We start from the raw sequence: 23567 nt of genomic DNA, 5'->3' as shown, positions 1-23567 counted from the left end.
CTCTGTCGGAAACTTGCGATAAAAGGCCGCGAACAATTCTGCGGGGTCCCCATGAACGAGTCCGAAAGCGAACTGCAGGCACGGCTTCTGGCCAAGGCGCTGCCCTTCATGCAGCGTTACGAGAACAAGACGATTGTCGTGAAATATGGCGGCCACGCCATGGGCAATCCCGAGCTCGGCAAGGCCTTTGCCAGCGATATCGCGCTGTTGAAGCAATCGGGCGTCAACCCGATCGTCGTTCACGGCGGCGGCCCGCAGATCGGCGCCATGCTGAACAAGATGGGCATCGAATCGAAATTCGAAGGCGGGCTTCGCGTCACCGACCAAAAGACGGTCGAGATCGTCGAGATGGTGCTGGCCGGCTCGATCAACAAGGAAATCGTCGCGCTGATCAACCAGACCGGCGAATGGGCGATCGGACTTTGCGGCAAAGACGGCAACATGGTCTTCGCCGAAAAGGCGCGCAAGACCGTCAAGGACCCGGATTCCAACATCGAACGCGTGCTCGATCTCGGCTTCGTCGGCGAAGTGGTCGAAGTCGACCGCACGCTGCTCGATCTGCTCGCCCGCTCCGAGATGATTCCGGTGATCGCACCCGTCGCCCCCGGCCGCGACGGCGCCACCTACAACATCAATGCCGATACCTTCGCCGGCGCCATTGCCGGGGCGCTCAACGCCACGCGGCTGCTCTTCCTGACCGATGTGCCCGGGGTGCTCGACAAAAACGGCCAGCTGATCAAGGAGCTTTCCGTCGCCGAAGCGCATGCGCTGATCGCCGACGGCACGATCTCCGGCGGCATGATCCCGAAGGTCGAGACCTGCATCGATGCGATCAAGGCCGGCGTCCAGGGTGTGGTCATCCTGAACGGCAAGACCGCCCATTCCGTGCTGCTCGAGATTTTCACCGAGCACGGCATCGGAACGCTGATCGTTCCCTGAGCGAGGCTGCGCAAGGAGCAGCGCTGCGGCGTATCCTTCGAGACTCCGCCCTGCGGGCTGCGCGCTTGGGATGTGAGGGATGTTGGGGGATGCCGGGGGGGAGCAGAGGCGTCGGAGGATGCCGCGGGGATAGCGACTGACCATCATCAGGCGTGTCCCTGCAAACCTCCCAAGCAACGATATCCGCTCCGACAGGCCGCAAATCGCACGATCTAGCCTTGGCAAGATTTCGAATCGTGCTTTAGGTTGCGGCCCGAAACAAATGGGTCGAGCAAAAGATGCGCCTCACAGACTGCTATAATTTTCACGATTTCCGGCGCATGGCCAAACGGCGGCTTCCCGGGCCGATCTTCGACTATATCGATGGTGCTGCCGATGACGAGGTGACCTATCGGCGCAATAGCGCGGCCTTCGAGGCGTGCGATCTGGTGCCCGACGTTTTGCGCGGGGTGGCCGAGGTCGATATGTCGGTGACCGTCATGGGCCAGAAGCTGGCCATGCCGGTCTATTGCTCGCCGACGGCGCTGCAGCGGCTGTTCCATCACCAGGGGGAGCGGGCGGTCGCGGCGGCGGCGGGAAAACACGGCACGATGTTCGGCGTCTCCTCGCTCGGCACGATCAGCCTGGAGGAAGCGCGCCAGATCAGCAGCGGGCCGCAGGTCTATCAATTCTATTTCCACAAGGACCGCGGCCTCAACCACGAAATGATGGCGCGGGCCAAGAATGCCGGCGTGCAGGCGATGATGCTGACGGTCGACAGCATCACCGGCGGCAACCGCGAGCGCGACAAGCGCACGGGATTTGCCATTCCCTTCAAGCTCAATCTCGCCGGCATGATGCAATTTGCGATCAAGCCGTCCTGGGCGATCGACTGGATGACGCACGAGGCTTTCCGGCTGCCGCAGCTTGAAAACCACGTGAAGATGGACGGCGGTGCGCTGTCGATCAGCCGATACTTCACCGAGATGCTCGATCCCTCCATGTCGTGGAACGACGTGGCTGACATGGTGCAGGCCTGGGGCGGGCAATTCTGCCTGAAGGGCATCATGTCGGTCGAAGACGCCAAACGCGCCGTCGAGATCGGCTGCACCGGCATCGTGCTGTCCAACCATGGCGGCCGCCAGCTCGACGGTTCGCGCAGCGCTTTCGACCAGCTCGCCGAGATCGTCGATGCCGTCGGCGATCGGATCGACGTGATGATGGATGGCGGCGTGCAGCGGGGAACGCATGTTCTTAAAGCGCTGTCGCTGGGAGCAAAGGCGGTCGGGCTCGGCCGCTACTATCTCTTCCCGCTGGCCGCTGCCGGACAGCCCGGCGTCGACCGGGCGCTGGAGACGATGCGCACCGAGATCGAACGCGACATGAAGCTGATGGGCTGTACCTCGGTCGACCAGCTGAGCCGGCGCAATCTGCGCTTCCGTTCCTGAGCACAAGCGGAATGTTATTCCGGGCCGCAGCCCTTCGTGGGATGCGGCCCTCGCATCGATCGGCGTCAGATCAGGTTATAAATCGCCGCCGCTTCCTGCTTCAGCTTCTCCATCATCGACCGGTAAGGCCCCGGGCCATAGCTGATGCGGCCGACGCCGAGCCTTGCCAGGGTTTTCACATCGGGGGCGCCGGCCCGCATCATGATGTTGACCGGCAGCGACGATGCCGCGCAGATCTGTTCGATCAAGGCGGGATCGATCAGGCCGGGCACGAAGAAGCCGTTGCCGCCGGCGGCCGCATAGGCCCTGCCCCGCTCGATCGCCTCGTCCACCAGGCCGGCGTGTTTGGAAAGATCGCTCTCGGCCAGGAAAAGGTCGGTGCGGGCGTTGATGAAGAAGGGGATATCTTTGCCGTCGGCCATGGCGCGAATGGCGCGGATGCGGGCCGCCTGGCTCTCGACGGGATAGAGCCCCTCGCCGGCGACCACCCGATCTTCGAAATTGATGCCGACGGCGCCGATTTCCACCAGCCTGGCGACATTGGCGGCGGCGACCTGAGGCTCTGCCGAATAGGCGCCTTCGAAATCGACCGAGAGCGGCAGGTCGATGACATCGATGATGGATTTCGCCGTCTCCACAAGCACCGACATCGGCAGCTTCTCGCCATCGGCAAAGCCGTGGGCGGCGGCGACCGACCAGCTTCCCGTCGCAAGCGCCTTGGCGCCGGCATCGGCAACGGCCTTTGCCGTGCCGGCATCCCAGATATTGTAGAGGACGATCGGATTGCCCTTGCGGTGAAGCGCGCCGAATGCCTTGGCCTTTTCAGTCTGGTTCATGCTGTCTCCTCCATCTTTGCCTGCGTGCTGATCTTCTCTTCATGCCGCAGCAGCCACTGCTTGCGCCAGAGCCCGCCGCCGTAACCGGTCAAAGAACCATCGGCGCCGAGCATGCGGTGGCAGGGCACGATGATGGCAAGCTGGTTGGCGCCATTGGCGCGGCCGACGGCACGCACCACTTCCGGCCTCTCCATCTCCCTGGCGAGATCGCCATAGGCGCGTGTCTCACCGACAGGGATATCGATCAGCTTTGCCCAGACATGCTTTTCGAACGGCGTGCCCCCGAGCGCCAGGGGCGTCGTGAAAACGGTGCGCCGCCCGTCGAAATAATCGCGGATCTCCGCTTCGATCCGATCGATAACAGGGGTGCGGCCGATCGCGACGGAGGAGCGGATGCGCTTCTGCAGCGCTTCGAGTTCGGTCGGCAGCGCCTTGCGATCGTGAAATTCGAGAAGATGCAGATGCGTCTTGTCGGCGACCGCGATCATCGGCCCGAGCGGGGTGTCGAACCAATCGGCAAAGAGCAGTTCGCGGTTCTACGCGAGCGCCGGCGTCTTGCCGATAAGCCGCTGGAAAGCCGCCCGGAAACCACTCGGCGACTCGTATCCGGCGTCGATCTGCGCATCGATGACGCGCACGCCATCGGCCAATTGCCGGGCCGCCTCGCCGAGCTTGATATAGCGGACGATGTCGTGGAAGGTCATGCCGAGCGCCCGCTTGAAGGCGCGGCGCACGGTCGAGGGATCATGGCCGCGGCGCACGAGCTCATCCTCGCTCCAGCGAACCTCCGGCTCGCCGTCGAGCGCGGCAAGCAACGCGTCGACCACAGGCTCCCTGCCCGGCTGCTCCAGCGGCTTGCAGCGACGGCAGGGTCGGAAACCGGAATGCATGCAGGCGGCGATCGTGTCGAAGAACAGCGTATTTTCCCGCTTCGGCTTGCGCGCCGGGCAGGTGAGACGACAGAAGATGCCTGTCGTCTTGACGCAGACATAGGCCTGGCCCTCATAATCGGCACTGCGCGCGATCAGGGCTTCATAGAGCGTATCGTCATCGGGGCGTTCGAAAAGCATGACCACTTTCTAGCACCGCACGCCTGCCGCGTCCGCCGAAAATCGGGCGTCTATTTTATTCCGCCGCGTCGAGGCTTTTCACATGCCGCTGCGGGCGCAGCATGGATTCCTCCTCGGCATCCTGCGGCGCACCCCAGAAATTCTCGAGCGTCGGGCCATCCGTGAGATGGCGGCGGCGGAAGAGGAATTCGACAATCTCGTGAAACCAGACGCGGCGCCCCATCTGCGTATACCAGCGCATGGAATGGCGCTGCTCGGGATCACGATGGAAGAGGATGCGCAGCAGCGCCTTCGGCCGCGCCTGGACGGCCACCTCGATGAGCTTGACGCAGGCGACCAGCACGATCGGGCTGAGATACCGCATCTTCAGCACCTGATGCTTGTAATCCCATTTGCGGATATCGGTTTCGATAACCTGCCGATCACGGGCGATGCGGAAGAACGGCGTCCAGCGATGCGGCGTGACATAGAGCGCCTGGATCTGGTCGGGATCATAGGAGAGCAATTGCCGGAAGCCGCGCCAGAGATGGCCCAGCGTCTCCTCCTCGAAACCGACGACCCAGGTCGCCATGGAGAGGATATCGTGTTGGCGTAGAAGGCGGATCGCCTCCCGGTCGGTTGCCTTGGCTCCCCCCTTCTTGATCAGCGTCAAGGTCGCCTCGTCGGTGTTTTCCATGCCGATCAACCAGCGCACGACACCAGCCTTGCGATAGAGATGCAGGATATCCGCATCGCGGACGATATCATCCGCCCGTGTCGAGCCGACGATCTGCACCGGCACATTCTCGGCGATCATCGCTTCGAGAAAAGCCAGCCACGCCTTGCGCGAGGAGGTCGGATTCTCGTCGGCCAGGTTGATCAGTTCCACACCCTCTTCGCGATACAGCCTGGCGATCTCGCGGGCAAACAGTTCCGGCGAGCGGTGACGCCAGCGGGTCCAGAAGCCGCGCTGGCCGCAATAATTGCAAAGATGCGGACAGCCGCGTGAAAACTGCATGACGACGGCACGCTTGCCGCCCCAGTAGCTGTAACGGCGATGATCGATCAGCTCCCAGCCGACGCGATAGGCATCGAGATCGGCGATCGCCTGCGCCGGCTGCGTCGCCAGGATTTCGCCATGGTCATCGCGAAAGGCGATGCCGGGAACGGTTGCGAGCGGGCGGCCCGTCGCCAGGCAATCGGCAAGGCGCCGCATCGTTTCCTCGCCTTCACCGCGCACGAGAATGTCGAATGCCGCCGTCTCGGCCAGAACCTCCCGCCAGTGATAGGTCGGAAAGACGCCGCCATAGATGATGGAGATTTTGGGATCACGGCATTTGATCGCCTCTGCGATCGCACGGGCTGTGGGATGGGCCGAGGTCGAGCCGGAATGGCCGATCAGCACCAGATCCGGGTGGCTGCCCACCGCCCGGCTGACAATCTCCGCTATCTCCATCGGTCCGAACTCGGCATCGATGAGACTGACGATATGACCGTCGTCGATCAGCGGGCCTGCGACCGCGAGAAGGCCGAGCGGTGGAAGGTGATCATCGGGAATGCGACTGCCGATCGCCGTATGCGGCGGATTTATCAGAACGATCCTCATTGCGGCTTTACCCTTGCGGGTCCCCCTGTCTGACGCAGGCAGAAAGTCACCGCGATCGATGGCAATATTCAGCCGAAATCCTCTTAAAGTTGTGAAAATCTGACGGCTTTTTTGCGGAAGCCGCCGTCAGGCGAAGGCCTAAGGCAAAGGCCTTTGGTTTCCGCGGCAGCCGTGCCATAAGACCGCCATGACCAAGATCGACCGCACGCCTGATAAAGCCGATTTCGAGCACGTCACAGACTGGGTCTTCGACCTCGACAACACGCTCTATCCGCATCATGTCAATCTGTTCGCGCAGATCGACAAGAACATGACCGCTTATGTCGCGACGCTCTTACAGATGGAGCGGGAAGAGGCGCGCAAGCTGCAGAAGCAATATTACCTCGAGCATGGCACGACGCTGCAGGGGCTGATGATCCATCACGGCATCGACCCGAACGACTTCCTCGAAAAGGCGCATGCGATCGACTATTCGGCGCTGACGCCGCAGCCGGAACTCGGCGCGGCGATCAAGGCGCTGCCGGGGCGCAAATTCATCTTCACCAATGGCAGCGTCAAGCATGCGGAAATGACGGCGGAGGCGCTCGGCATTCTCGAGCATTTCGACGACATCTTCGATATCGTCGCGGCCGATTACGTGCCGAAGCCGGCGCAGGCGACCTATGACAAGTTCACGGCGCTGAAGCGGGTCGAAACCGCCAAGGCGGCAATGTTCGAGGACCTGCCGCGCAATCTGACGGTGCCGAAGGCGCTCGGCATGCAGACCGTGCTGCTGGTGCCGCGCAATCTGGAAGACACGGTCGTCGAATGGTGGGAAAAGACCAGCGGCGAAGAGGATCATATCGATTTCGTCACCGACGATCTCGCCGCCTTCCTCGGCAGGATTACCGCTCCGGACTGATTCGGCCCCCGCGCTGACGGATTACCAAAGTTTCACCCAGCTTACCGATGTTTAACTGGGACTTTCCGCCCCGTTGCCATAGCTTTCTTCCTGAGGGGACACCTCACGAAAGGCTAATACGATGTACCGCAACAAGCTGATACTGGCAGCGCTTTCCTCCAGCCTCATCTTCGGCGCAGCCGCCGGGGCAGGCTATGCCGCACCCGGTGACGGGCCGCGTCAGCACCCTGGCAGGCACGGTTCCATGCACGGTCCGGGGCCTGCCGCCTTCCGCGAAATCACCTATGTCAGAATGCTCAAGCAGTTCGACACCAACAAGGACGGACAAATCTCCAAAGACGAGGCGACCGCCGGCATCGACAAGATCTTCGCTGCGATCGACACCAATCATGACGGCTCGCTGACCCCGGGCGAAATCGGCGCATACCAGAAAGCGCAGTTGCAGGCGATGAGAGATCAGCGCAAGCAGGACGCCGGCGACAACAAGGATGCCGATACCGCAGACGCGACGCCTGATAATAACGACCAGGGACAGCCGCCGCAGGCTGGTCACGAGGGTCGCGACGGGCATCGCTGGATGCACCATGGCGGCAACATCATGCGCGCCTCGATCATGATGCACCGCGTCGATACCGACCAGAACGGCCAGATTTCCAAACAGGAGGCCGAAGCCGCCATCGACAAGCTGTTTGCGCGGATGGACCGCAACAAGGACGGCGTCATCTCGATCGACGACATGCCGGACCGGCCGCTTCTGTAAGGCCGGGCGCACCATGCTCCCGTTCTATCCTGCTTGGGAAAGAGCGGGAGATTGGTTCAAGCACCGCGCTGAGCTCTATTCGCGGTGTTCGTAGAAATCCTGGACGATCTTCCAGGCGGCTTCGGCGGTGTCGACGAAGCTGATCAGCTTGACGTCGTCGGGCGCGATCGTGCCGAATTCGGCCAATGCGTCGAAATTGATGATGCTCCGCCAGAAGGCCTCGCCGAAGAGGATCAGCGGCAGGCGCTCCATGCGGCCGGTCTGGATCAGCGTCAGGCATTCGAAGAACTCGTCCAGCGTTCCGAAGCCACCCGGGAAGACCGCGATCGCCTTGGCGCGGACCATGAAATGCATCTTGCGGATGGCGAAATAGTGGAAATTGAAGCTGAGCTCCGGCGTCACATAGGCGTTCGGCGCCTGCTCGTGCGGCAGCACGATGTTGAGGCCGATCGAGGGGGCGCCCTCGTCGGCCGCGCCGCGATTGCCCGCCTCCATCACGCCGGGACCGCCGCCGGTGACGATGACATATTCGTGGAAATTGAAGGTGGCCGAATATTTCGAGCAGAGCCGGGCGAATTTGCGCGCCTCGTCATAATAGACGGAGGCCGCCTCCAGATTGGCGCGCTGGATATCGTTGCGGGCCGCCCAGGCGCTCTGGCCGGGGGCGGGAATGCGGGCGCCGCCGAACATGACGACGGTCGACCTGATGCCGCGTTCGGTCAGCATCATTTCCGGCTTCAACAGTTCCAGCTGCAGGCGGATCGGCCGCAGCTCCTCGCGGCAGAGGAAATCCTCGTCGACATAGGCAAGGCGGTAGGCGGGCGACATCGTCTGCGGCGTCTTCGGCACGGCCTCGGCGCGCTGCCTGTCGGTCGAGCTGCTCTTTAGTGGGTCCCATACGCCATCCTTGCGCCGCGAACCGCCGTTTCGTCCTTTCGCCATGTCGAAATGCCTTTCAGTAATGCCGGCCAAGAGACCGGATATGTCGCTATAACGCCTTGAATCCAGATATGATCTTGTCGGAAAAATCATTCCGTTCTACGGGTTCATGCTGTAGAGCAGGATAAACCCCGCCAACCGCACTTCCGGAGACCTTGCCGTCTCCACGATAAAGATCGAAGTTTAAGGAATTCTCATGAGCGCCACCGACCTCGCATCCCTCGAAAAGATCATCGAAACCGCCTTCGACAATCGCGACAATGTGAACACGTCGACCAGGGGTGAGGTTCGCGATGCGGTCGAAGCAGCACTCGATCTGCTCGATGCCGGCAAGGCCCGTGTCGCGACGCGCGGCGCCGACGGCGCCTGGACGGTGCATCAGTGGCTGAAGAAGGCCGTGCTCCTGTCCTTCCGCCTGAACGACATGGAGGTGGTCAAGGGCGGCTCCGGCAGTTCCACCTGGTGGGACAAGGTGCCTTCGAAATTCGAGGGTTGGGGCGAGAACCATTTCCGTGCCGCCGGCTTCCGCGCCGTGCCGAACTGCGTCGTGCGCCGCTCGGCCTATATCGCCCCGAACGCGATCCTGATGCCGTCCTTCGTCAATCTCGGCGCCTATGTCGGCGAAGGCACGATGGTCGACACCTGGGCGACGGTCGGATCCTGCGCGCAGATCGGCAAGCATGTGCATCTTTCCGGCGGCGTCGGCATCGGCGGCGTGCTGGAGCCGATGCAGGCCGGCCCGACGATCATCGAGGACAATTGCTTCATCGGCGCCCGTTCGGAAGTGGTGGAAGGCTGCATCATCCGCGAAGGCTCGGTGCTCGGCATGGGCGTCTATATCGGCAAGTCGACCAAGATCGTCGACCGCGCCACCGGCGAGGTGAGCTACGGCGAAGTGCCGCCCTATTCCGTCGTCGTCGCCGGCTCGATGCCGTCGGGCAATGCGACGATGGGCAACGGCAAGCCGGCGCCGCATCTCTACTGCGCCGTCATCGTCAAGCGCGTCGATGAACAGACCCGCTCGAAGACCGGCATCAACGAGCTGCTCAGAGATTGATGACATCGGCAGAGTGATCCGGTAAACAGACGGCGTCTTTTCCGCGAGGCGCCGCCTTGCCATGTCTTTGCCATTCCCGCCGGATAGTTCGACTGCCATGACCGCTACCGATCCCGTCGCCAATCTCCAGACGCTGATTCGCTGCCCCTCCGTGACGCCGGCCGAGGGCGGCGCGCTGTCGGCGCTCGACGCCATGCTTGCGCCGCTCGGCTTTGCCGTCGACAGAGTGAAGGCGAGCGAGGAGGGAACGCCCGATATCGAAAACCTCTATGCCCGCCTCGGCAGGTATGGCCCGCATCTGATGTTTGCCGGCCATACCGATGTCGTGCCGGTCGGCGACGAGGCCGCCTGGACGCATCCGCCCTTTGCCGCCGAGATTTCCAACGGCGAGCTTTTCGGCCGCGGCGCCGTCGACATGAAGGGCGGCATTGCCTGTTTCGTCGCCGCCGTCGCCCGTCATATCGAGAAAAACGGGCCGCCGGCCGGCTCGATCTCCTTTCTCATCACCGGCGACGAAGAAGGCCCGGCGATCAACGGCACGATCAAGCTCTTGCAATGGGCGGCCGAGCGCGGCGAGCGCTGGGATGCCTGCCTTGTGGGCGAGCCGACCAATCCGGACAGGCTCGGCGACATGATCAAGATCGGCCGGCGCGGCTCGCTGTCGGGCAAGATCACCGTGCACGGCGTCCAGGGCCATGCCGCCTATCCGCATCTTGCCGACAATCCGGTGCGCGGCATGCTGCAGCTGACCCAGGCGCTGATGGACCCGCCGTTTGATGGCGGCACCGACGACTTCCAGCCCTCGAACCTCGAGGTGACCACGGTCGATGTCGGCAATCCAGCGACCAATGTCATTCCGGCCAAGGCCTCGGCAAGCTTCAATATCCGCTTCAACGACAGCTGGACGGCCGAGACGCTGCGGGCCGAAATCCTCCGGCGCCTCGATGCCGCCGCCGGCAACGGCCAGCTGCGGCCGGGCCGCGAACCGGTGAAATACGATATCGTCTGGGCCGACCGGCCGAGCCATGTCTTCCTGACGCGCAACAATGCGCTGATCGCCTCGCTGTCATCGGCCGTCGAGGGTGTGACCGGCCAATCGCCCAAGCTTTCGACCACCGGCGGCACGTCGGATGCGCGCTTCATCAAGGATTATTGCCCGGTCGTCGAGTTCGGCCTCGTCGGCCAGACGATGCACATGGTCGACGAGCGCGTCGCTGTTGCCGATCTGGAGACGCTGACGGCGATCTACGAAATCTTCATCGCCCGTTGGTTCGCCAATGCCGGGGCTTAGGGAAGTCCAGTATTATCTGGCCGGCCTCTGGCTGCTGATCCGGCTGGATCCGCGCGGCTTCCGCTATCTCGACATGTCCGAGCGCGGCGTCAACCGCTCGTTCTGGGCGATCGCCTGGTGTCTGCCGCCGATGGGCATTTCCTGGCTCTGGTGGCGACAGGTCTTTCTGCGGTCGATGCCGCCGGAAGCCGATGTCGGCTTTGCCTTCTATATCAGGCTCGGCTTCGTCGAGCTCGCCAACTGGTTCGTGCCGCTGGTCTTTGCCGGGCTGCTGCTGCTTGCCTTCCGCATGGGCGAGCGTTTCGCGCCGGTCGTCGTCAGCGTCAACTGGCTCGGCGTGCCGCTCTCCTATATCAACGGGCTGCTGCTGGCGATGGTGGTCTTCCTTCCCGGCTCCGTCGGCCTCGTCTCGCTGCTGCTGCTGGCCTTCATGCTGGCGCAGGTCTTCGTGCTGGCCCGCATTCTCCGGATGATCTGCCACGGTCACGCGCTGATGGTCGGGGCGATGACGCTGGTGCTGTTGGTGCCGTCGATGATCCTTTCGGAATATCTGCAGCACTTCCTCGGCATCTATCCCACCTGAGCAAGCTTACAACGGATCATCAGTCTCATCGGCATCGATATCGGCGTTGGTGACAGGCCTGCGGCGGTCGATGATCACCTCGGGATAATCCACCTGCATGAAATAGAGCCCGTCCGGCGGCGCCACCGGGCCGCAGGCCTTGCGGTCGCGCGCCTCGAGTGCTGCCTCGACATCGTCTGGCGTCCATTTGCCTTCGCCGGCGAGCTTCAGCGTGCCGGCGAAGGAACGGATCTGATTGTGAAGGAAACTCTGCGCCGTGGCGCGGATCTCGATCAACTCGCCATTGCGCGTCACATCCAGCCGGTCGAGCGTGCGCACCGGGCTGTTTGCCTGGCAATGGGCGGATCGGAAAGTGGAGAAATCGTGCCGGCCGACCAGCCGCTGGGCAGCGGCATGCATGACCGCGTGGTCGAGCGCCTTCGGCACCCACCAGGCCTTGCCGGCCTCGAGCGCGAGCGGCGCGCGGCGGCTGATGATGCGGTAGAGATAGTGGCGCCGCAGCGCCGAGAACCGGGCATCGAAGAATTCAGGAACCGCCTCGACCTCGATAATCGAGACACGCTCGCCGGCGAGCCTGAGATGCGCGTTCAAGGCATTCTGCAGCTTGTAGGGCGACCACTCCTTCGTAAGATCGGCATGGATTACCTGCCCCATGGCATGAACGCCGGAATCGGTGCGGCCGGCGCCGCGGATCGATACCGTCTCGCCGGTCAGAGACAGCACCGCCGCTTCGATCGCGCCCTGCACCGAGGGACCGTTCTCCTGCCGCTGCCAGCCTACATACGGCCCGCCGTTATATTCGACGGTCATGCGGAAACGCGGCATCAGCGAAGCCTCGTGCCGGCTGCAAGCGGCGTGCCCCTAAGGAAATCGGCCGCGGCCAGCGGCTTGCCGCCGGCCTTTTGCAGCCTGGTCAGCCGCACCGCACCCGAACCGCAGGCGACCACGAGATCGTCCGTCAGCAATTCGCCCGATGCGCCTTGGCCGTCAGCCAACTCGGAAGCCAACACTTTCACCCGTTCCGGCTTGCCGCCGATTTCGAGCTCGAACCAGGCGCCCGGAAACGGCGCCAGGCCGCGGATATGGTTGTGAACATCCCCGGCATTTCCAGCGAAATCGATGCGGGTCTCGGCCTTGTCGATCTTGGCGGCATAGAGCACGCCCTCGTCCGGCTGCGGCGTCAGCGGCAGATCGTTCATCTCCAGCTTCACCATGGCCTCCGCCATCGCCTTGGCGCCGACGAGCATCAGCCGGTCGTGCAGCTCGCCAGCCGTCATGTTCGGGCCGATCTCGACTTCGCGGGTCAGCGCCACGGCGCCGGTATCGAGCCCCTTGTCCATCTTCATCACCATCATGCCGGTCTTTGCGTCGCCCGCCATGATCGCCCGCTGGATGGGCGCGGCCCCCCGCCAGCGCGGCAGCAGCGAGGCGTGGCCGTTGTAGCAGCCATCCCGCGTGCCGTTCAAAATCGCCTCCGGCAGCAACAGTCCGTAGGCGACGACGACGCCGACATCGGCATTCAAGCCACGAAATCGCTCGCGCTCCTCCGGGTCCTTGAAATTGACCGGGGTGAAGACCGGCAGACCGAGCAGTTCGGCGGCCTGATGCACCGGCGATTTCTGCAGATCGAGCCCGCGCCGTCCACCCGGCCGCGGCGGCTGGGTATAGACCGCAACGATCCTGTGGCCGGCATCGACGAGCAGGCGCAGGGTCGGAACCGAGAACTCCGGGGTTCCCATGAAAATGATGCGAAGAGACATTCTATCTCGCCAATTGAGGATCAGCCGTCTTCAAACGGGTTTACGAGCTTGAGATCAAGCTCCTCGAAATCTCTGGTGTTGCGGGTGGCGAGCGTCGCGCCGTTGGCAAGGCAGATGGCGGCAATCATGGCATCCTGGACCGAAATCGGCCGCCCTATGCTTTCGCGTTTCGCCCGCAAACGACCGGTTACTATAGCCGTTTCCAAATCCCAGCCGACGATACGCTCACGAAATTGGCCCTTCACCAAATTCTCGATAGCCCGGAAGAAGCGGTCCGATCCTGTTTTCAGGAGGACCCTTTCGGCTCCGTAAATCTGCTCCATCAGCCCGACCGTGCAAAGCCAGATTCTCGAGGCATCCTGCAGCGATATCCAGGCCTTCACCTTTTCACTTGGCAATGGCCTGGCGAACTCGGAAACCACATTCGTATCGAGAACGATCATTCGAAATCCTCGAACGGCCGGCCGAAATCCTTTTTCCGCGCGGCCTCGATTTCGTCCATGATTGCAGCAAATTCATCGTCCACTGCGTTTTCGCTGACAAAAGCGGCGCGTATTGCTTCGTAGGCCGACAGACTCTCGGGCTTTGCTTCGGTTTTCCTTTTCAGCGCTTCCCGCAAAAGTTCCTTGGCCTCGTCGGAAAGGCTGTTTCCGCTCCGCTGTGCCGATTCCGCAATGTCTCGCTTCATCGCCTCGGAAATATTTCTGATCAGAAAATCACCCATGCGGCGCCTCCATCATGATATCAGTGATATCATAGTGCCTCACCGGTGAATTTTCAACGTGCTGCTCAGAGCACCTTGGACTTCGCCGCCTTGGTGAACTTCTTGATGACCATTTCCCGCTTCAACCGCGAGATATGATCGATGAAGAGCACCCCGTTCAGATGGTCGATCTCGTGCTGCAGGCAGGTGGCGAGCAGGCCGTCGGCTTCAACAGTCTGTTCCTTGCCGTTGCGGTCGAGATATTTGACCGAGACGACGGCGGGGCGTTCGACCTCGGCATAATAATCCGGGATCGACAGGCAGCCTTCCTCATAGACCGAGCGCTCGTCGGACGATGTGACGATCTCGGGATTGATGAAGACCTGCGGCTGCTTTTCTTCACCCTCGCGCGACACATCGATCACCAGCATGCGGCGCGGTACGCCGATCTGGATCGCCGCAAGGCCGATGCCCGGCGCGTCGTACATGGTTTCCAGCATGTCGTCGGCAAGGCGCTGCAGGTCGGCGTCGACCCGCTCGATCGGCTTGGAGAGCTGGCGGAGAAGGGGATCGGGAAGAATGATGAGTGGCTTGATGGTCATGGCGTTCCCATAACCCATCTTTTCCGACTATGGAATTATCCGGCGGGCGGGGAAGACGCTTTTTTCCCATCCCCGCCCGGAATTTCGCCATATTCGCCTCACGCCGCCCGGCGGGCAGCGGTGACGGCACGGCCCTCCGGCCGGGCGCGGAAGCGCCGCAGCAGCTCGATCAGGCTTTCCACCTCGTCCTTGAGGCGGCGGGTTTCCGCCGACGATTGTTCGACCATGTCCGAATTCTGCTGGGTGATCGCCCCCATGTTGCGGACGGCGACGCTGACCTCGTTGACGCCGGTCGCCTGATCGCGGGCGGCGGCGGCGATATCGGCGACGAAACGGTTGATGATGTCGATGCGGCTGATCATGTCATTCAGTGCCTCACCGGTGCTGGAAACGATGCCGACACCCTCGTTGACCTGGGTCGAGCTCTGCGAGATCAGGTTCTTGACCTCCTTGGCCGCTTCCGCCGTACGCTGGGCAAGCTGGCGGACTTCCTGGGCGACGACGGCAAAGCCCTTGCCGGCATCGCCGGCGCGGGCGGCCTCGACACCGGCGTTCAGCGCCAGAAGATTGGTCTGAAAAGCGATCTCATCGATGACGCCGATGATCTTGGAGATCCCGGTCGAGGATTTCTCGATGCCGGCCATCGCCGAGACGGCGCTGGTGACGAGTTCGCCCGAGTTCTTCGCCTTCTCTTGCGTTTCGCGCACGGCGGCCGAAGCCTTCTCGGCATTGGCGGCGGTCTGGCCGACGCTGACGGAAAGCTGCTGCAGGGCGGCCGAGCTCTCCTCGACGCCTGCCGCCTGCTGGGCGGTGCGCAGCGCCAGATCGTTGGTGGCATTGGAAATGACGTCGGCGCCGCTCATGATCTGGCCCGAGGTCTCGCGCACGGAGGCGAAGGACTGGCTTAGCGCCCTGACGGCGCGGTTGTAATCCTCGGCCATCTGCCTGAAATTGCCCGGCAGGTCGGACGGCAGGGTGGCTTCGAGATCACCTTTCGACAGTGCTTCCAGAGCGCGGCGCAGCTGCTCCAGCGCGGTCGCCTGATCGGATTCGGCCTGGGCACGCTCCTCTTCCAGAGCGCGGCGCTTTGCTTCGAGCGTCTCCAGATAGACCGAGATGGAATAGTCCATGTCGAGCATGCCGGCCTTGATAACGGCCGACAGCTTCTCGGCCAGTTGCTTGCCCTGCTGGCGCGCGAAGACCGACGGCCACTGCTTTTCCATGATGCCCTTGACCAGCTCGGACATGACGATGGCGTAACCGCCGATATACCAGCGCGGCTCCAGCCCGATGCGGGCGTGCGTCCGGCCGACCGCGGTCACGCCGTTGACATAGCTCTCGTCGAAGGCGCCGCCGGCAAGATTGGCCCAATGATCCTGCTGGCGCTTCTTGGCATGGCCGACATGGTTCTTATCGGCGAAAAAGCCTGAAACAGCAGGGGTCCTGGCGATCTTGGCATAGAATTTATCAAGGGCGCCGCCGATTAGCTCGGATATGACAGGGCGCAGATCCCGCATCGACTTGCGCGCCGCCTCATCCAGTTCGATGAAATCGAGGCGTTGCCTGAGGGCACTGTCGGTCTGCTGGGATGTCATGGAGGGTCTCTGTACTTGGCGCGAGGCGCGGGAAGGAATTTCTGCGCCACAGGTTTTGGCGAATATGGTTGAGCAATCGTTAAATCGGCGCGCGATTTTTTCTCAGGCGCCGGCAGGAGCCGCAGCGGGGGGAAGATAGTGAGGACTGCCAATTTCGTTCACGTTTTGATCTATATATCGCCGTGTCTTCTGTTATGCTCGCGGCATGACCGTCCATTCCGAATCGCTCGCCCTTTCCCTTGCCTCGATCAGTCCGGCCATGCTGGCGCTTGCCGGCGGGGTTCTCGCCGCCCTCGCCCTGCTGGTGATCGTGCTTCTGCTGCGCAGCGCCAGCCTTCGCCGCGAACAGGCGGAGGAGGCGAGCTTCCGCGCTGGGGAAAACGAAGCGCGCATGGCCGAGCTTTTGAAGATCCAGGCGGAGATGCAGGGCCGCATCGCGGCGATGACCGAAGTCTTCGGCGCGCGGCAGAGTGAACTCAACCAGACGATCAGCCAACGCCTCGACGGCATGTCGCAGCGTGTCAACTCGACGATCACCGAGCAGACCAGATCGACGCATGAGAACCTGCAGCGGCTGCAGGAACGGCTGGCGGTGATCGATGCCGCACAGAACAATATCCAGACCCTCGCCAAGGATGTCGTCGGGCTGCAGGCCATTCTGTCCAACAAGCAGACGCGCGGCGCCTTCGGCCAGTCGAGGATGGAAACGATCGTCGCCGACGGCCTGCCGATGGGCGCCTATACCTTCCAGCAGACGCTGTCCAACGGCTCGCGGCCGGACTGCACGATCCGCATGCCGAACGGCGCGCCGCCGCTGGTCATCGATGCGAAATTTCCGCTCGAAGCCTGGAACGCCATCCGCGACGCCGGCAGCCCGGAGGCCGGCAAGATCGCCGGCCAGCAGTTCCGCCGCGACATGGAGGTCCATATAAGGGACATTTCCGAGAAATATCTGATCCAGGGGGAAACCCAGGATACGGCCTTTCTCTTCGTGCCGTCGGAATCGATCTTCGCCGAGATCCACGAGAACTTCGAGGCCGTGGTGCAGAAGGCGCACCGGGCGCGCATCGTCATCGTCTCGCCGTCGCTGCTGATGCTGTCGATCCAGGTCATCCAGGCGGTGCTCAAGGACCAGCGCATGCGGGCGCAGGCACATCTGATCCAGGGCGAGGTGGCGATCCTGATGGAGGATCTCAGCCGCCTCGACGAGCGGGTGCGCAAGCTGCAGGGCCACTTCGCCATGGCGCAGAAGGATATCGACATGGTGGTCACCTCGGCCGACAAACTCACCAGGCGCGGCGCCAAGATCGAGGCGCTGGAATTCGAGGCCGGCGGCGGCGACGAAAAGCCTGCCCGCGACAGCGAACCCGCCGCCAAATCGGTGGAAAGCCGCACCGGTCTTCTCAAGCTCCGGGTGGTTGACGAGGAGTGACCGCTTCGGGCAGTGTCTCGCCCGCAAGAAACAGCAGGAGCATGATGCCGTCGGAAAACCACGCTGAGTTTTCGGCATCACGCTCTATCGAAGAATTGGAGCATGACGTCAGTTGCTGGCTCCAAAAGACGGGACACCCTGATGATCACAGTTTTCGGGTCCATCAACATGGACCTCATCGCCACCACCGAGCGCCTGCCGAAGCCCGGCGAAACGGTGGCCGGCAACGGTTTTGCCACGGCCGCCGGCGGCAAGGGCGCCAACCAGGCGCTCGCCGCCCGCCGCGCCGGCCGCTATGTGCATATGGCCGGCGCCGTCGGCAAGGATAGCTTCGCCGCGGATGCCCTTTCGCTGCTCGATGCGGCGGGAACCGATCTTTCTCTCGTCAGGCATGTCGACGGTCCCACAGGCACGGCGCTGATCCTGGTCGGCGGCGACGGCGAAAACATGATCGCCGTCGTTCCCGGCGCCAATGGCCAGGTCACGCCTGACGACGCCGCAACGGCAATCGGCGGCATGAGCGAAGGCGACATCCTGATGCTGCAGCTCGAAGTGCCGGCCGCCGCCGTCGAACGCGCATTGTCGGCCGCCCGCGCCAAGGGCGTCACCAGCATCCTCAACCTTGCTCCGCTGATCCCCGATGCGGCCCGCCTCGGCCGGCTCGCCGATATCGTCATTGCCAATGAGACCGAGTTCGAGCGGCTTGCCGGACAGGACGGCATGGATGCCCAAGCGCGTGAGGCAGCCCTTCAGCGCCTGCACGCCGAAACCGGCCAGACGCTGATCGTGACGCTTGGCGGCGACGGCGTCATCGCCATCCGCGACGGGGCGATTTCAAGGGCGCAGGGGCTGAAGATCGAACCGGTCGACACCGTCGGCGCGGGAGACACATTCTGCGGCTATTTCGCTGCAAGCCTCGACGACGGCCTCGATTTTGCCACGGCGCTGCGCCGCGCGGCCGTTGCCGGCTCGCTCGCCTGCCTCAAATCAGGCGCGCAGCCCTCAATTCCCTTGAGTGAGGAAGTCGCAGACAGAATATAGTCTGCGCCCCTCGCGACACGTCGTCAGGCCTCCCTCAATTTTGAGGGGTGTTTCTGCGGCTTTCCTCATATGAACCACTAAAGTTTCACTCAAATTTAAGAGGTCTCCGGCGATCTTCCCGGTGATCGCCGGATCGTCGCATTTGCGGATCCGCGGCTTACACGGCTGCTCCATGACGGGGCGATGCCTTTGCTCCTGCGCCGGAGAATGCCCGTTCGGCGCATGCTTGCCCGAGGATCCCATGTTCACTTTTCGAATGAAATCGCTTGCGGCGAAACTCATCGTCATCACCGGCGTCGCCATCGCCCTTGTCCTCATCGTTTCTAACTTTTTCCTCATCGGCCAGACCCGGGATCGCGTCCAGACGCTGACGATGGATCAGGCCAACCTCGAGGCAAAATCGATCGCCAATGAAATCGCCGCCAATGTCGGCGAACTCGCCAGCGCCGCCCGCAGCATGATGGGTGTGCTCGGCCGAGCCCATGAAGGCAAGTCGCTCGATCGCAAGGGCATGATCAACGTGTTGAAGGCCAATCTCGAGCAGAATGCCTTCGCCTTCGGCAGCTGGTTCTGCGAGCAGCCCGGTGCGCTTGACGGCAAGATCACCGAGCTTGCCAACAACAAGGACGAAGGCGTCAACAAGAACGGCGTCTTCACGCCCTACTGGTCGAAGACCAAGGATGGCGGCGTCCAGTATTCGACCTTCGATGAAGATTATACCGCCGAATGGTGGAAGCTCGCCGCCGACAGCGGCAAGGGCGCGATCACGACGCCTTACATGGCCGAGGGCACCGACGTGCCGACGCTGCTGACCTCGATTGCCTATCCGGTCATATCAGGCGGCAAGATGATCGGCGTCGGCGGCGTCGATATCTCGCTGAAGTCGCTGACCGACAAGCTGCAGGCGCTGCATCCTTTCGGCTCCGGCCGCGTGACACTGCTGTCGCAGGCCGGCAACTGGATCGTCGCGCCGGTCCCCAACCTGATGACCAAGCCGTATGACGGCGAAGGCGCCGACGTCGTCAAGTCGACCCTGTCGAGCAAACAGCCCGGCCTGGTCAGCAACCTCACCTATGACGGTCTCGCCCCCTTCGACCGCGTCGTCTATCCGTTCGCGGTTCCCGGCGTCAACGCCACCTGGGTCGTGCTCGTCGACGTACCGCACACCGCGATCAACGCGCCGGTACGGGACCAGACCTACATGATGATCATCAACGGCCTGATCGTGCTCGGCGCTGTCATGCTGGCGCTCTATTTCGCCGTCCGCTCGCTGGTGCAACGGCCGCTCGGCGGGCTCGTTGCCAGCGTCGAAGCGCTCGGCAACGGCAAATATGACGAACCGGTCGCAGCCCAGCACCGCACCGACGAAATCGGTTCGGTCGCCAAGGCGCTGGAAGGCTTCCGCTTCACACTCGCCGACAGCCGTCGCCTCGAAGACGATGCCGCCAGAGAGCGGCATGCGGCGGAGAGCGAGCGCAGCCGTTCGGAATCGGAACGCCAGCAATCGGTGTCGCTGCAACGCCATATCGTCTCGATCGTCGGCGCCGGCCTTTCGGAACTGTCGCAGGGCAATCTCGGCTACCGCATCACCGACGAATTCCCCGGCGAATACGGCAAGCTGAAACAGGATTTCAACGCCGCCCTTGCGAGCCTTGAAGAGACCATCAACACGATGACCCTCAGCGTCGCCAATATCGGCTCGGGCACCGGCGAGATCAGCAACAGCGCTTCCGACCTCGCCAAGCGCACCGAACAGCAGGCGGCAAGCCTGGAAGAGACGGCGGCCGCGCTCAACGAGCTCACCGCACAGGTCGATTCCAGCGCCGATCATGCGCGTACCGCCGCCGACAATGTCAACCTCGCCTGCCAGGATGCCGAAAAATCTGGCGAAGTGGTGCAGAAGGCGATTGCCTCGATGCAGGGGATCGAGCAGTCTTCGACGGAGGTTTCCAGGATCATCGGCGTCATCGACGAGATCGCCTTCCAGACCAATCTGCTGGCGTTGAACGCCGGCGTCGAGGCGGCCCGCGCCGGCGAAGCCGGCAAGGGTTTTGCCGTCGTCGCCCAGGAGGTGCGCGAGCTCGCCCAGCGTTCGGCAACCGCCGCCAAGGAGATCAAGACGCTGATCAACACCTCGGCCGTCCAGGTCAAGGAAGGCGTCGACCTCGTCGGGCGCGCCGGCGGCACGCTGCACAAGATCGCCGAGCAGGTGATGGGCATCAACGAGCTCATCCGGCAGATCTCGGCATCGGCCAGCGAACAGGCCGTCGGCCTGAAGGAAATCAACCAGGCCATGAACCAGATGGATCAGGTGACGCAGCAGAACGCAGCGATGGTGGAGGAAGCGACGGCCGCGAGCGTCGCGCTCAACGACGAAGCCCAGACGCTGAAGGCGCTTGCCACGCGCTTCAACGTCTCGGGCTCGGGCAACGCCGCGGCGCTTGCCTCCGTCGCGCAAAAGATGCGGACGCCCGTTGCCGCGGTCGCCTCGCACCGCGTGGCCGCTCCAGCAATCCGCGCGGCCGCTCCTGCGGTCCGCCGAGCGGTTGCCCCGTCGCGCAGTTCGGCGGCCGTGGCTGAGGACAGCTGGGAAGAGTTCTGATCGTTCCGCCGTCTAAATGCAAAGGGCGCCTGATTTCCAGGCGCCCTTCACATTTCGCGGATGATGGGCTTAAGCGGCGTTCGACGTCTGCTCTTCGTTGAGGAAAGCGTAGATCGCCGAAGCGGAATCGGTGGCGCGCAACTTGGCGACGAGATCGTGATCGCGCAGCACGCGGGCGATACGCGACAGCGCCTTGAGATGATCGGCACCCGCGCCCTCCGGCGCCAGCAGCAGGAAGACGAGATCGACGGGCTGGTCGTCCAGCGCCTCGAAGTCGACCGGCTGCTCCAGCCGGGCGAAGATACCGACGATCGAATGGATGTTGACCAGCTTGCCGTGGGGAATGGCGATGCCGTTGCCGACGCCGGTCGAGCCAAGGCGTTCGCGTTGCAGGATGACGTCGAAGATCTCCCGTTCGGACAGCCCGGTGATCCTGGCGGCTCTTGCGGCCAACTCCTGAAGCAACTGTTTCTTGGAATTTACTCTGAGGGCGGGAATGATCGCATCCTGATGGAGCAAATCTGCCAATGCCATTTCTTTTTCCTTCTGTCGCCGGGATCAAATGCAAGGAGCGGCGGCATTACCGCCGCTCACCGCCCAGATCTCAGCCTTTGATATTGGCTGAATCGATCCAGCCAATATTTCCGTCGTGCCGACGGTAAACGATGTTCAGATGTTCCTTGCCGGGGCTGCGGAACAGGAGAAGCGGCTCGTCGGTCATGTCGAGCGCCATCACGGCGGTAGCGACCGACATGGTCTTCAGCTGCTTCGTGCTTTCGGCGACGATTGCCGGGGCGAAATCGTCGGGAATTTCATCCTCGTGGTCAGGAACGGAATCCATGACCGTGTAGGAGACTTCTGCAAAACCGTTCAGATGGTTTCCGGCATGATGGTCCTTCAGCTTGCGCTTGTAGCGGCGCAGCCGTTTTTCGATGCGCTCCGAAGCGGCGTCGAAAGCCAGCTGGGGATCGGTCGCTTCACCGGCCGCATGCAACACCACCCCGCTGTCGAGATGAAGCTTGCAGTCAGCGGAGAAACGAGAACTCGCCTTTTCCACGGTCACCTGACCCGAGTATCCCCCGTCGAAGTATTTCGTGATGGCCATACCAATTTGGTCCTCGATCTTTTGACGGAACGATTCACCAATTTCCATATGTTTACCGGACACACGCACACTCATGGAGTTTCCCTTCTTATCGTCGTTTGCGGGTATCAGTTTACGCCAAGCCTCAGGTTCATCCAAGCACTTCGCGCAATCTCAAGCAAGATCGGCGTCAGCCTGCTGGTCCTTGGTGCCCTTCTGATGTTGGGGATAACTCCAGACGCCGTTCGCGGCATCGATTGCGGCGGGCTTCTAGCCAGCCGCTGCCGAAAAGTCAATAGGGCGAAAAACTGCGATCACTAATGCTCGCCTTGCGTGCATGCGGCACACTGCTACACAGCGCTTATCACCGATCGCCAACCAATGGCTTCCAGGGTCTTCCCGTTATGAGTGCGGCCATCCTTGCCGGGATCGTCATGGCTGCGACACCTGCTATGACGCAAACGAGTCCGATCCATGCCGTCGGGCTCAGCCTTTCGCCGAGGAAGACGATGCCGATCGCAACGCCGATCGGCACCCTGAGATAGGCTTGCGAGGTCGTTCCGACCGAACCCAGCGTCTGGACGAGACGGAAATAGATCGCAAAGGCAAGCGCGGTCGAAAAGGCGGAAAGGCCAAGCAGCGCCAGCATCGATGCCGTCGACGGATCGAGTTCCCAAGGCCGATCGACGACGAGGCCGACGGGCAAGAGAATGACGGCGCCCGAGATCAACGAGCCGGCCGCCGGCACAGCGGGATCGAGACCCTTGAAGTTCTTGCCGAAAATCGCGGCACCTGCATAACAGACGGTCGCCAGGATGATGGCAAGCTGGGCCATCAGGCTTTCGCCGAGCCCGCCGAGCGCTTCAAGGCCGATGACGAGGCAGATGCCGGCAAGGCCCGCCATGACGCCGAAAAGCTTTCGCACCGTCACCTGCTCATGGCGGGTGATCAGCACGGTCAGCAGAAAGGTGAAGATCGGCGTTGCCGAATTGAGAATCACCGCCAATCCCGCATCGACGGTTTGTTCCGCCCAGGCGATCAGGGTGAAGGGAACGACGCTGTTCAGACAGGCCTGGAGGAAGAACCGCTGCCACGTCGCGAGGTCATTGGGCAGGCGGATTTTGCGGTGGCGGAGGACGGCAAGCAGAATGGCGCCGGCAATCAGCGTGCGCGCGGCGATCAACGTAAGCGGTGGAATGGTTTCGACACCGATCTTGATGAAGGTGTAGGAGGAGCCCCAGAGGGTCGCCAGCGCCAGCAGCAGGGAAAGCTCCCTGGCAAGATTCGGATTTTGCGGCATGGTTGGCATTTCGCTGTTGGTTCAAAACACCGGAGAAATAGCGCAATTTGCGGGCGGGAT

General features: G+C 62.6%; 22 protein-coding genes and 1 pseudogene. 10 read left to right on the top strand and 13 right to left on the bottom strand.

Annotated elements, in window-relative coordinates; all coding sequences use genetic code 11:
- Nucleotides 1-51 precede the first annotated feature (51 nt).
- Together argB and QMO82_RS25235 are read left to right on the top strand one after the other, a co-directional pair.
- Nucleotides 52-939 carry an acetylglutamate kinase gene (gene argB / locus QMO82_RS25240; RefSeq protein WP_010065789.1) on the top strand — a complete coding sequence of 296 codons (888 nt, stop codon included), beginning with the start codon at nt 52-54 and terminating at the stop codon, nt 937-939.
- A gap of 278 nt (nt 940-1217) precedes the next feature.
- A complete protein-coding gene (locus QMO82_RS25235; RefSeq protein ID WP_183605493.1) occupies nt 1218-2366 on the top strand; it encodes an alpha-hydroxy acid oxidase in 1149 nt (382 codons plus the stop codon).
- Nucleotides 2367-2431: 65 nt separating this feature from the next.
- Here the strand turns inward: QMO82_RS25235 and QMO82_RS25230 are convergent, their stop codons facing one another.
- The 3 genes and pseudogenes from QMO82_RS25230 to bchE all read right to left on the bottom strand — a co-directional run bounded on the left by QMO82_RS25230 (nt 2432) and on the right by bchE (nt 5857).
- Nucleotides 2432-3202: an isocitrate lyase/phosphoenolpyruvate mutase family protein gene (locus QMO82_RS25230; protein ID WP_183605492.1), complete on the bottom strand. Its 771-nt coding sequence runs from the start codon at nt 3200-3202 to the stop codon at nt 2432-2434.
- Nucleotides 3199-4272, bottom strand: a pseudogene (locus tag QMO82_RS25225) (bifunctional transcriptional activator/DNA repair enzyme AdaA). Before QMO82_RS25225 ends, QMO82_RS25230 begins: the two are co-directional and overlap by 4 nt.
- Nucleotides 4273-4327: 55 nt before the next feature.
- Nucleotides 4328-5857: a magnesium-protoporphyrin IX monomethyl ester anaerobic oxidative cyclase gene (bchE, locus tag QMO82_RS25220; RefSeq protein ID WP_183605491.1), complete on the bottom strand. Its 1530-nt coding sequence runs from the start codon at nt 5855-5857 to the stop codon at nt 4328-4330.
- 187 nt (nt 5858-6044) lie between these two features.
- Here bchE and QMO82_RS25215 point away from each other — a divergent pair, with 187 nt between their 5' ends.
- Both QMO82_RS25215 and QMO82_RS25210 read left to right on the top strand, forming a co-directional pair.
- The gene (locus QMO82_RS25215; RefSeq protein ID WP_183605490.1) at nt 6045-6758 is read left to right on the top strand and encodes a pyrimidine 5'-nucleotidase; all 714 of its coding nucleotides are present in this window, start codon (nt 6045-6047) and stop codon (nt 6756-6758) included.
- 121 nt (nt 6759-6879) lie between these two features.
- Nucleotides 6880-7518: an EF-hand domain-containing protein gene (locus tag QMO82_RS25210; RefSeq protein WP_183605489.1), complete on the top strand. Its 639-nt coding sequence runs from the start codon at nt 6880-6882 to the stop codon at nt 7516-7518.
- A gap of 75 nt (nt 7519-7593) precedes the next feature.
- Here the strand turns inward: QMO82_RS25210 and QMO82_RS25205 are convergent, their stop codons facing one another.
- The gene (locus QMO82_RS25205) at nt 7594-8460 is read right to left on the bottom strand and encodes an LOG family protein (protein ID WP_097616963.1); all 867 of its coding nucleotides are present in this window, start codon (nt 8458-8460) and stop codon (nt 7594-7596) included.
- A 193-nt stretch (nt 8461-8653) separates the two neighbouring features.
- On the opposite strand from QMO82_RS25205, the gene dapD reads away from it, so the two are divergent.
- The 3 genes from dapD to QMO82_RS25190 all read left to right on the top strand — a co-directional run bounded on the left by dapD (nt 8654) and on the right by QMO82_RS25190 (nt 11388).
- The gene (dapD, locus tag QMO82_RS25200; protein WP_183605488.1) at nt 8654-9514 is read left to right on the top strand and encodes a 2,3,4,5-tetrahydropyridine-2,6-dicarboxylate N-succinyltransferase; all 861 of its coding nucleotides are present in this window, start codon (nt 8654-8656) and stop codon (nt 9512-9514) included.
- Between the two features lie 97 nt (nt 9515-9611).
- On the top strand, nt 9612-10805 hold the full coding sequence (dapE, locus tag QMO82_RS25195) for a succinyl-diaminopimelate desuccinylase (RefSeq protein ID WP_183605487.1): 1194 nt from the start codon (nt 9612-9614) through the stop codon (nt 10803-10805).
- Complete coding sequence (locus QMO82_RS25190; protein WP_183605486.1) at nt 10792-11388, top strand: hypothetical protein; 597 nt, start codon at nt 10792-10794, stop codon at nt 11386-11388. Before dapE ends, QMO82_RS25190 begins: the two co-directional genes overlap by 14 nt.
- Before the next feature lie 6 nt (nt 11389-11394).
- On the opposite strand, the gene truA is transcribed toward QMO82_RS25190, so the two are convergent.
- The 6 genes from truA to QMO82_RS25160 form a co-directional block, all read right to left on the bottom strand.
- On the bottom strand, nt 11395-12213 hold the full coding sequence (gene truA / locus QMO82_RS25185; protein ID WP_183605485.1) for a tRNA pseudouridine(38-40) synthase TruA: 819 nt from the start codon (nt 12211-12213) through the stop codon (nt 11395-11397).
- Entirely contained in the window at nt 12213-13148 is a 936-nt protein-coding gene (gene fmt, locus QMO82_RS25180) for a methionyl-tRNA formyltransferase (protein ID WP_183605484.1), read from the bottom strand. The genes truA and fmt overlap by 1 nt, the downstream gene beginning before the upstream one ends.
- A gap of 20 nt (nt 13149-13168) precedes the next feature.
- Nucleotides 13169-13591: a type II toxin-antitoxin system VapC family toxin gene (locus tag QMO82_RS25175; RefSeq protein WP_183605483.1), complete on the bottom strand. Its 423-nt coding sequence runs from the start codon at nt 13589-13591 to the stop codon at nt 13169-13171.
- A complete protein-coding gene (locus tag QMO82_RS25170) occupies nt 13588-13872 on the bottom strand; it encodes a plasmid stabilization protein (protein ID WP_183605482.1) in 285 nt (94 codons plus the stop codon). The genes QMO82_RS25175 and QMO82_RS25170 overlap by 4 nt, the downstream gene beginning before the upstream one ends.
- Before the next feature lie 65 nt (nt 13873-13937).
- Entirely contained in the window at nt 13938-14453 is a 516-nt protein-coding gene (gene def, locus QMO82_RS25165) for a peptide deformylase (protein ID WP_183605481.1), read from the bottom strand.
- 98 nt (nt 14454-14551) lie between these two features.
- Nucleotides 14552-16048 (bottom strand): globin-coupled sensor protein, encoded by a 1497-nt coding sequence (locus QMO82_RS25160; RefSeq protein ID WP_183605480.1) that lies wholly within the window; start codon nt 16046-16048, stop codon nt 14552-14554.
- Nucleotides 16049-16253: 205 nt separating this feature from the next.
- On the opposite strand from QMO82_RS25160, the gene QMO82_RS25155 reads away from it, so the two are divergent.
- The 3 genes from QMO82_RS25155 to QMO82_RS25145 all read left to right on the top strand — a co-directional run bounded on the left by QMO82_RS25155 (nt 16254) and on the right by QMO82_RS25145 (nt 21123).
- The gene (locus QMO82_RS25155) at nt 16254-17480 is read left to right on the top strand and encodes a DNA recombination protein RmuC (protein ID WP_183605479.1); all 1227 of its coding nucleotides are present in this window, start codon (nt 16254-16256) and stop codon (nt 17478-17480) included.
- 141 nt (nt 17481-17621) lie between these two features.
- The gene (locus tag QMO82_RS25150) at nt 17622-18521 is read left to right on the top strand and encodes a ribokinase (RefSeq protein ID WP_183605478.1); all 900 of its coding nucleotides are present in this window, start codon (nt 17622-17624) and stop codon (nt 18519-18521) included.
- Between the two features lie 241 nt (nt 18522-18762).
- Complete coding sequence (locus tag QMO82_RS25145; RefSeq protein ID WP_183605477.1) at nt 18763-21123, top strand: methyl-accepting chemotaxis protein; 2361 nt, start codon at nt 18763-18765, stop codon at nt 21121-21123.
- Between the two features lie 69 nt (nt 21124-21192).
- Here QMO82_RS25145 and ptsN read toward each other — a convergent pair whose 3' ends face one another.
- The 3 genes from ptsN to QMO82_RS25130 form a co-directional block, all read right to left on the bottom strand.
- Complete coding sequence (gene ptsN / locus QMO82_RS25140) at nt 21193-21657, bottom strand: PTS IIA-like nitrogen regulatory protein PtsN (protein WP_003570770.1); 465 nt, start codon at nt 21655-21657, stop codon at nt 21193-21195.
- A gap of 70 nt (nt 21658-21727) precedes the next feature.
- Entirely contained in the window at nt 21728-22303 is a 576-nt protein-coding gene (raiA, locus tag QMO82_RS25135) for a ribosome-associated translation inhibitor RaiA (protein WP_003570772.1), read from the bottom strand.
- Nucleotides 22304-22571: 268 nt separating this feature from the next.
- Complete coding sequence (locus tag QMO82_RS25130; protein ID WP_183605476.1) at nt 22572-23516, bottom strand: DMT family transporter; 945 nt, start codon at nt 23514-23516, stop codon at nt 22572-22574.
- Nucleotides 23517-23567: the final 51 nt, after the last annotated feature.

Source organism: Rhizobium sp. BT04, assembly GCF_030053135.1.
Classification (GTDB): Bacteria; Pseudomonadota; Alphaproteobacteria; order Rhizobiales; family Rhizobiaceae; genus Rhizobium; species Rhizobium binxianense.
The sequence above is the reverse complement of the archived record's forward strand: the minus strand, read 5'-3'. Positions and strand labels throughout refer to the sequence as shown.

Excerpts from the sequence above, each read along its gene's own strand:
- argB (WP_010065789.1), top strand. The coding sequence starts at position 52 with ATGAACGAGTCCGAAAGCGAACTGCAGGCACGGCTTCTGGCCAAGGCG.
- QMO82_RS25235 (WP_183605493.1), top strand. The coding sequence starts at position 1,218 with ATGCGCCTCACAGACTGCTATAATTTTCACGATTTCCGGCGCATGGCC.
- QMO82_RS25230 (WP_183605492.1), bottom strand. The coding sequence starts at position 3,202 with ATGAACCAGACTGAAAAGGCCAAGGCATTCGGCGCGCTTCACCGCAAG.
- bchE (WP_183605491.1), bottom strand. The coding sequence starts at position 5,857 with ATGAGGATCGTTCTGATAAATCCGCCGCATACGGCGATCGGCAGTCGC.
- QMO82_RS25215 (WP_183605490.1), top strand. The coding sequence starts at position 6,045 with ATGACCAAGATCGACCGCACGCCTGATAAAGCCGATTTCGAGCACGTC.
- QMO82_RS25210 (WP_183605489.1), top strand. The coding sequence starts at position 6,880 with ATGTACCGCAACAAGCTGATACTGGCAGCGCTTTCCTCCAGCCTCATC.
- QMO82_RS25205 (WP_097616963.1), bottom strand. The coding sequence starts at position 8,460 with ATGGCGAAAGGACGAAACGGCGGTTCGCGGCGCAAGGATGGCGTATGG.
- dapD (WP_183605488.1), top strand. The coding sequence starts at position 8,654 with ATGAGCGCCACCGACCTCGCATCCCTCGAAAAGATCATCGAAACCGCC.
- dapE (WP_183605487.1), top strand. The coding sequence starts at position 9,612 with ATGACCGCTACCGATCCCGTCGCCAATCTCCAGACGCTGATTCGCTGC.
- QMO82_RS25190 (WP_183605486.1), top strand. The coding sequence starts at position 10,792 with ATGCCGGGGCTTAGGGAAGTCCAGTATTATCTGGCCGGCCTCTGGCTG.
- truA (WP_183605485.1), bottom strand. The coding sequence starts at position 12,213 with ATGCCGCGTTTCCGCATGACCGTCGAATATAACGGCGGGCCGTATGTA.
- fmt (WP_183605484.1), bottom strand. The coding sequence starts at position 13,148 with ATGTCTCTTCGCATCATTTTCATGGGAACCCCGGAGTTCTCGGTTCCG.
- QMO82_RS25175 (WP_183605483.1), bottom strand. The coding sequence starts at position 13,591 with ATGATCGTTCTCGATACGAATGTGGTTTCCGAGTTCGCCAGGCCATTG.
- QMO82_RS25170 (WP_183605482.1), bottom strand. The coding sequence starts at position 13,872 with ATGGGTGATTTTCTGATCAGAAATATTTCCGAGGCGATGAAGCGAGAC.
- def (WP_183605481.1), bottom strand. The coding sequence starts at position 14,453 with ATGACCATCAAGCCACTCATCATTCTTCCCGATCCCCTTCTCCGCCAG.
- QMO82_RS25160 (WP_183605480.1), bottom strand. The coding sequence starts at position 16,048 with ATGACATCCCAGCAGACCGACAGTGCCCTCAGGCAACGCCTCGATTTC.
- QMO82_RS25155 (WP_183605479.1), top strand. The coding sequence starts at position 16,254 with ATGACCGTCCATTCCGAATCGCTCGCCCTTTCCCTTGCCTCGATCAGT.
- QMO82_RS25150 (WP_183605478.1), top strand. The coding sequence starts at position 17,622 with ATGATCACAGTTTTCGGGTCCATCAACATGGACCTCATCGCCACCACC.
- QMO82_RS25145 (WP_183605477.1), top strand. The coding sequence starts at position 18,763 with ATGTTCACTTTTCGAATGAAATCGCTTGCGGCGAAACTCATCGTCATC.
- ptsN (WP_003570770.1), bottom strand. The coding sequence starts at position 21,657 with ATGGCATTGGCAGATTTGCTCCATCAGGATGCGATCATTCCCGCCCTC.
- raiA (WP_003570772.1), bottom strand. The coding sequence starts at position 22,303 with ATGAGTGTGCGTGTGTCCGGTAAACATATGGAAATTGGTGAATCGTTC.
- QMO82_RS25130 (WP_183605476.1), bottom strand. The coding sequence starts at position 23,516 with ATGCCAACCATGCCGCAAAATCCGAATCTTGCCAGGGAGCTTTCCCTG.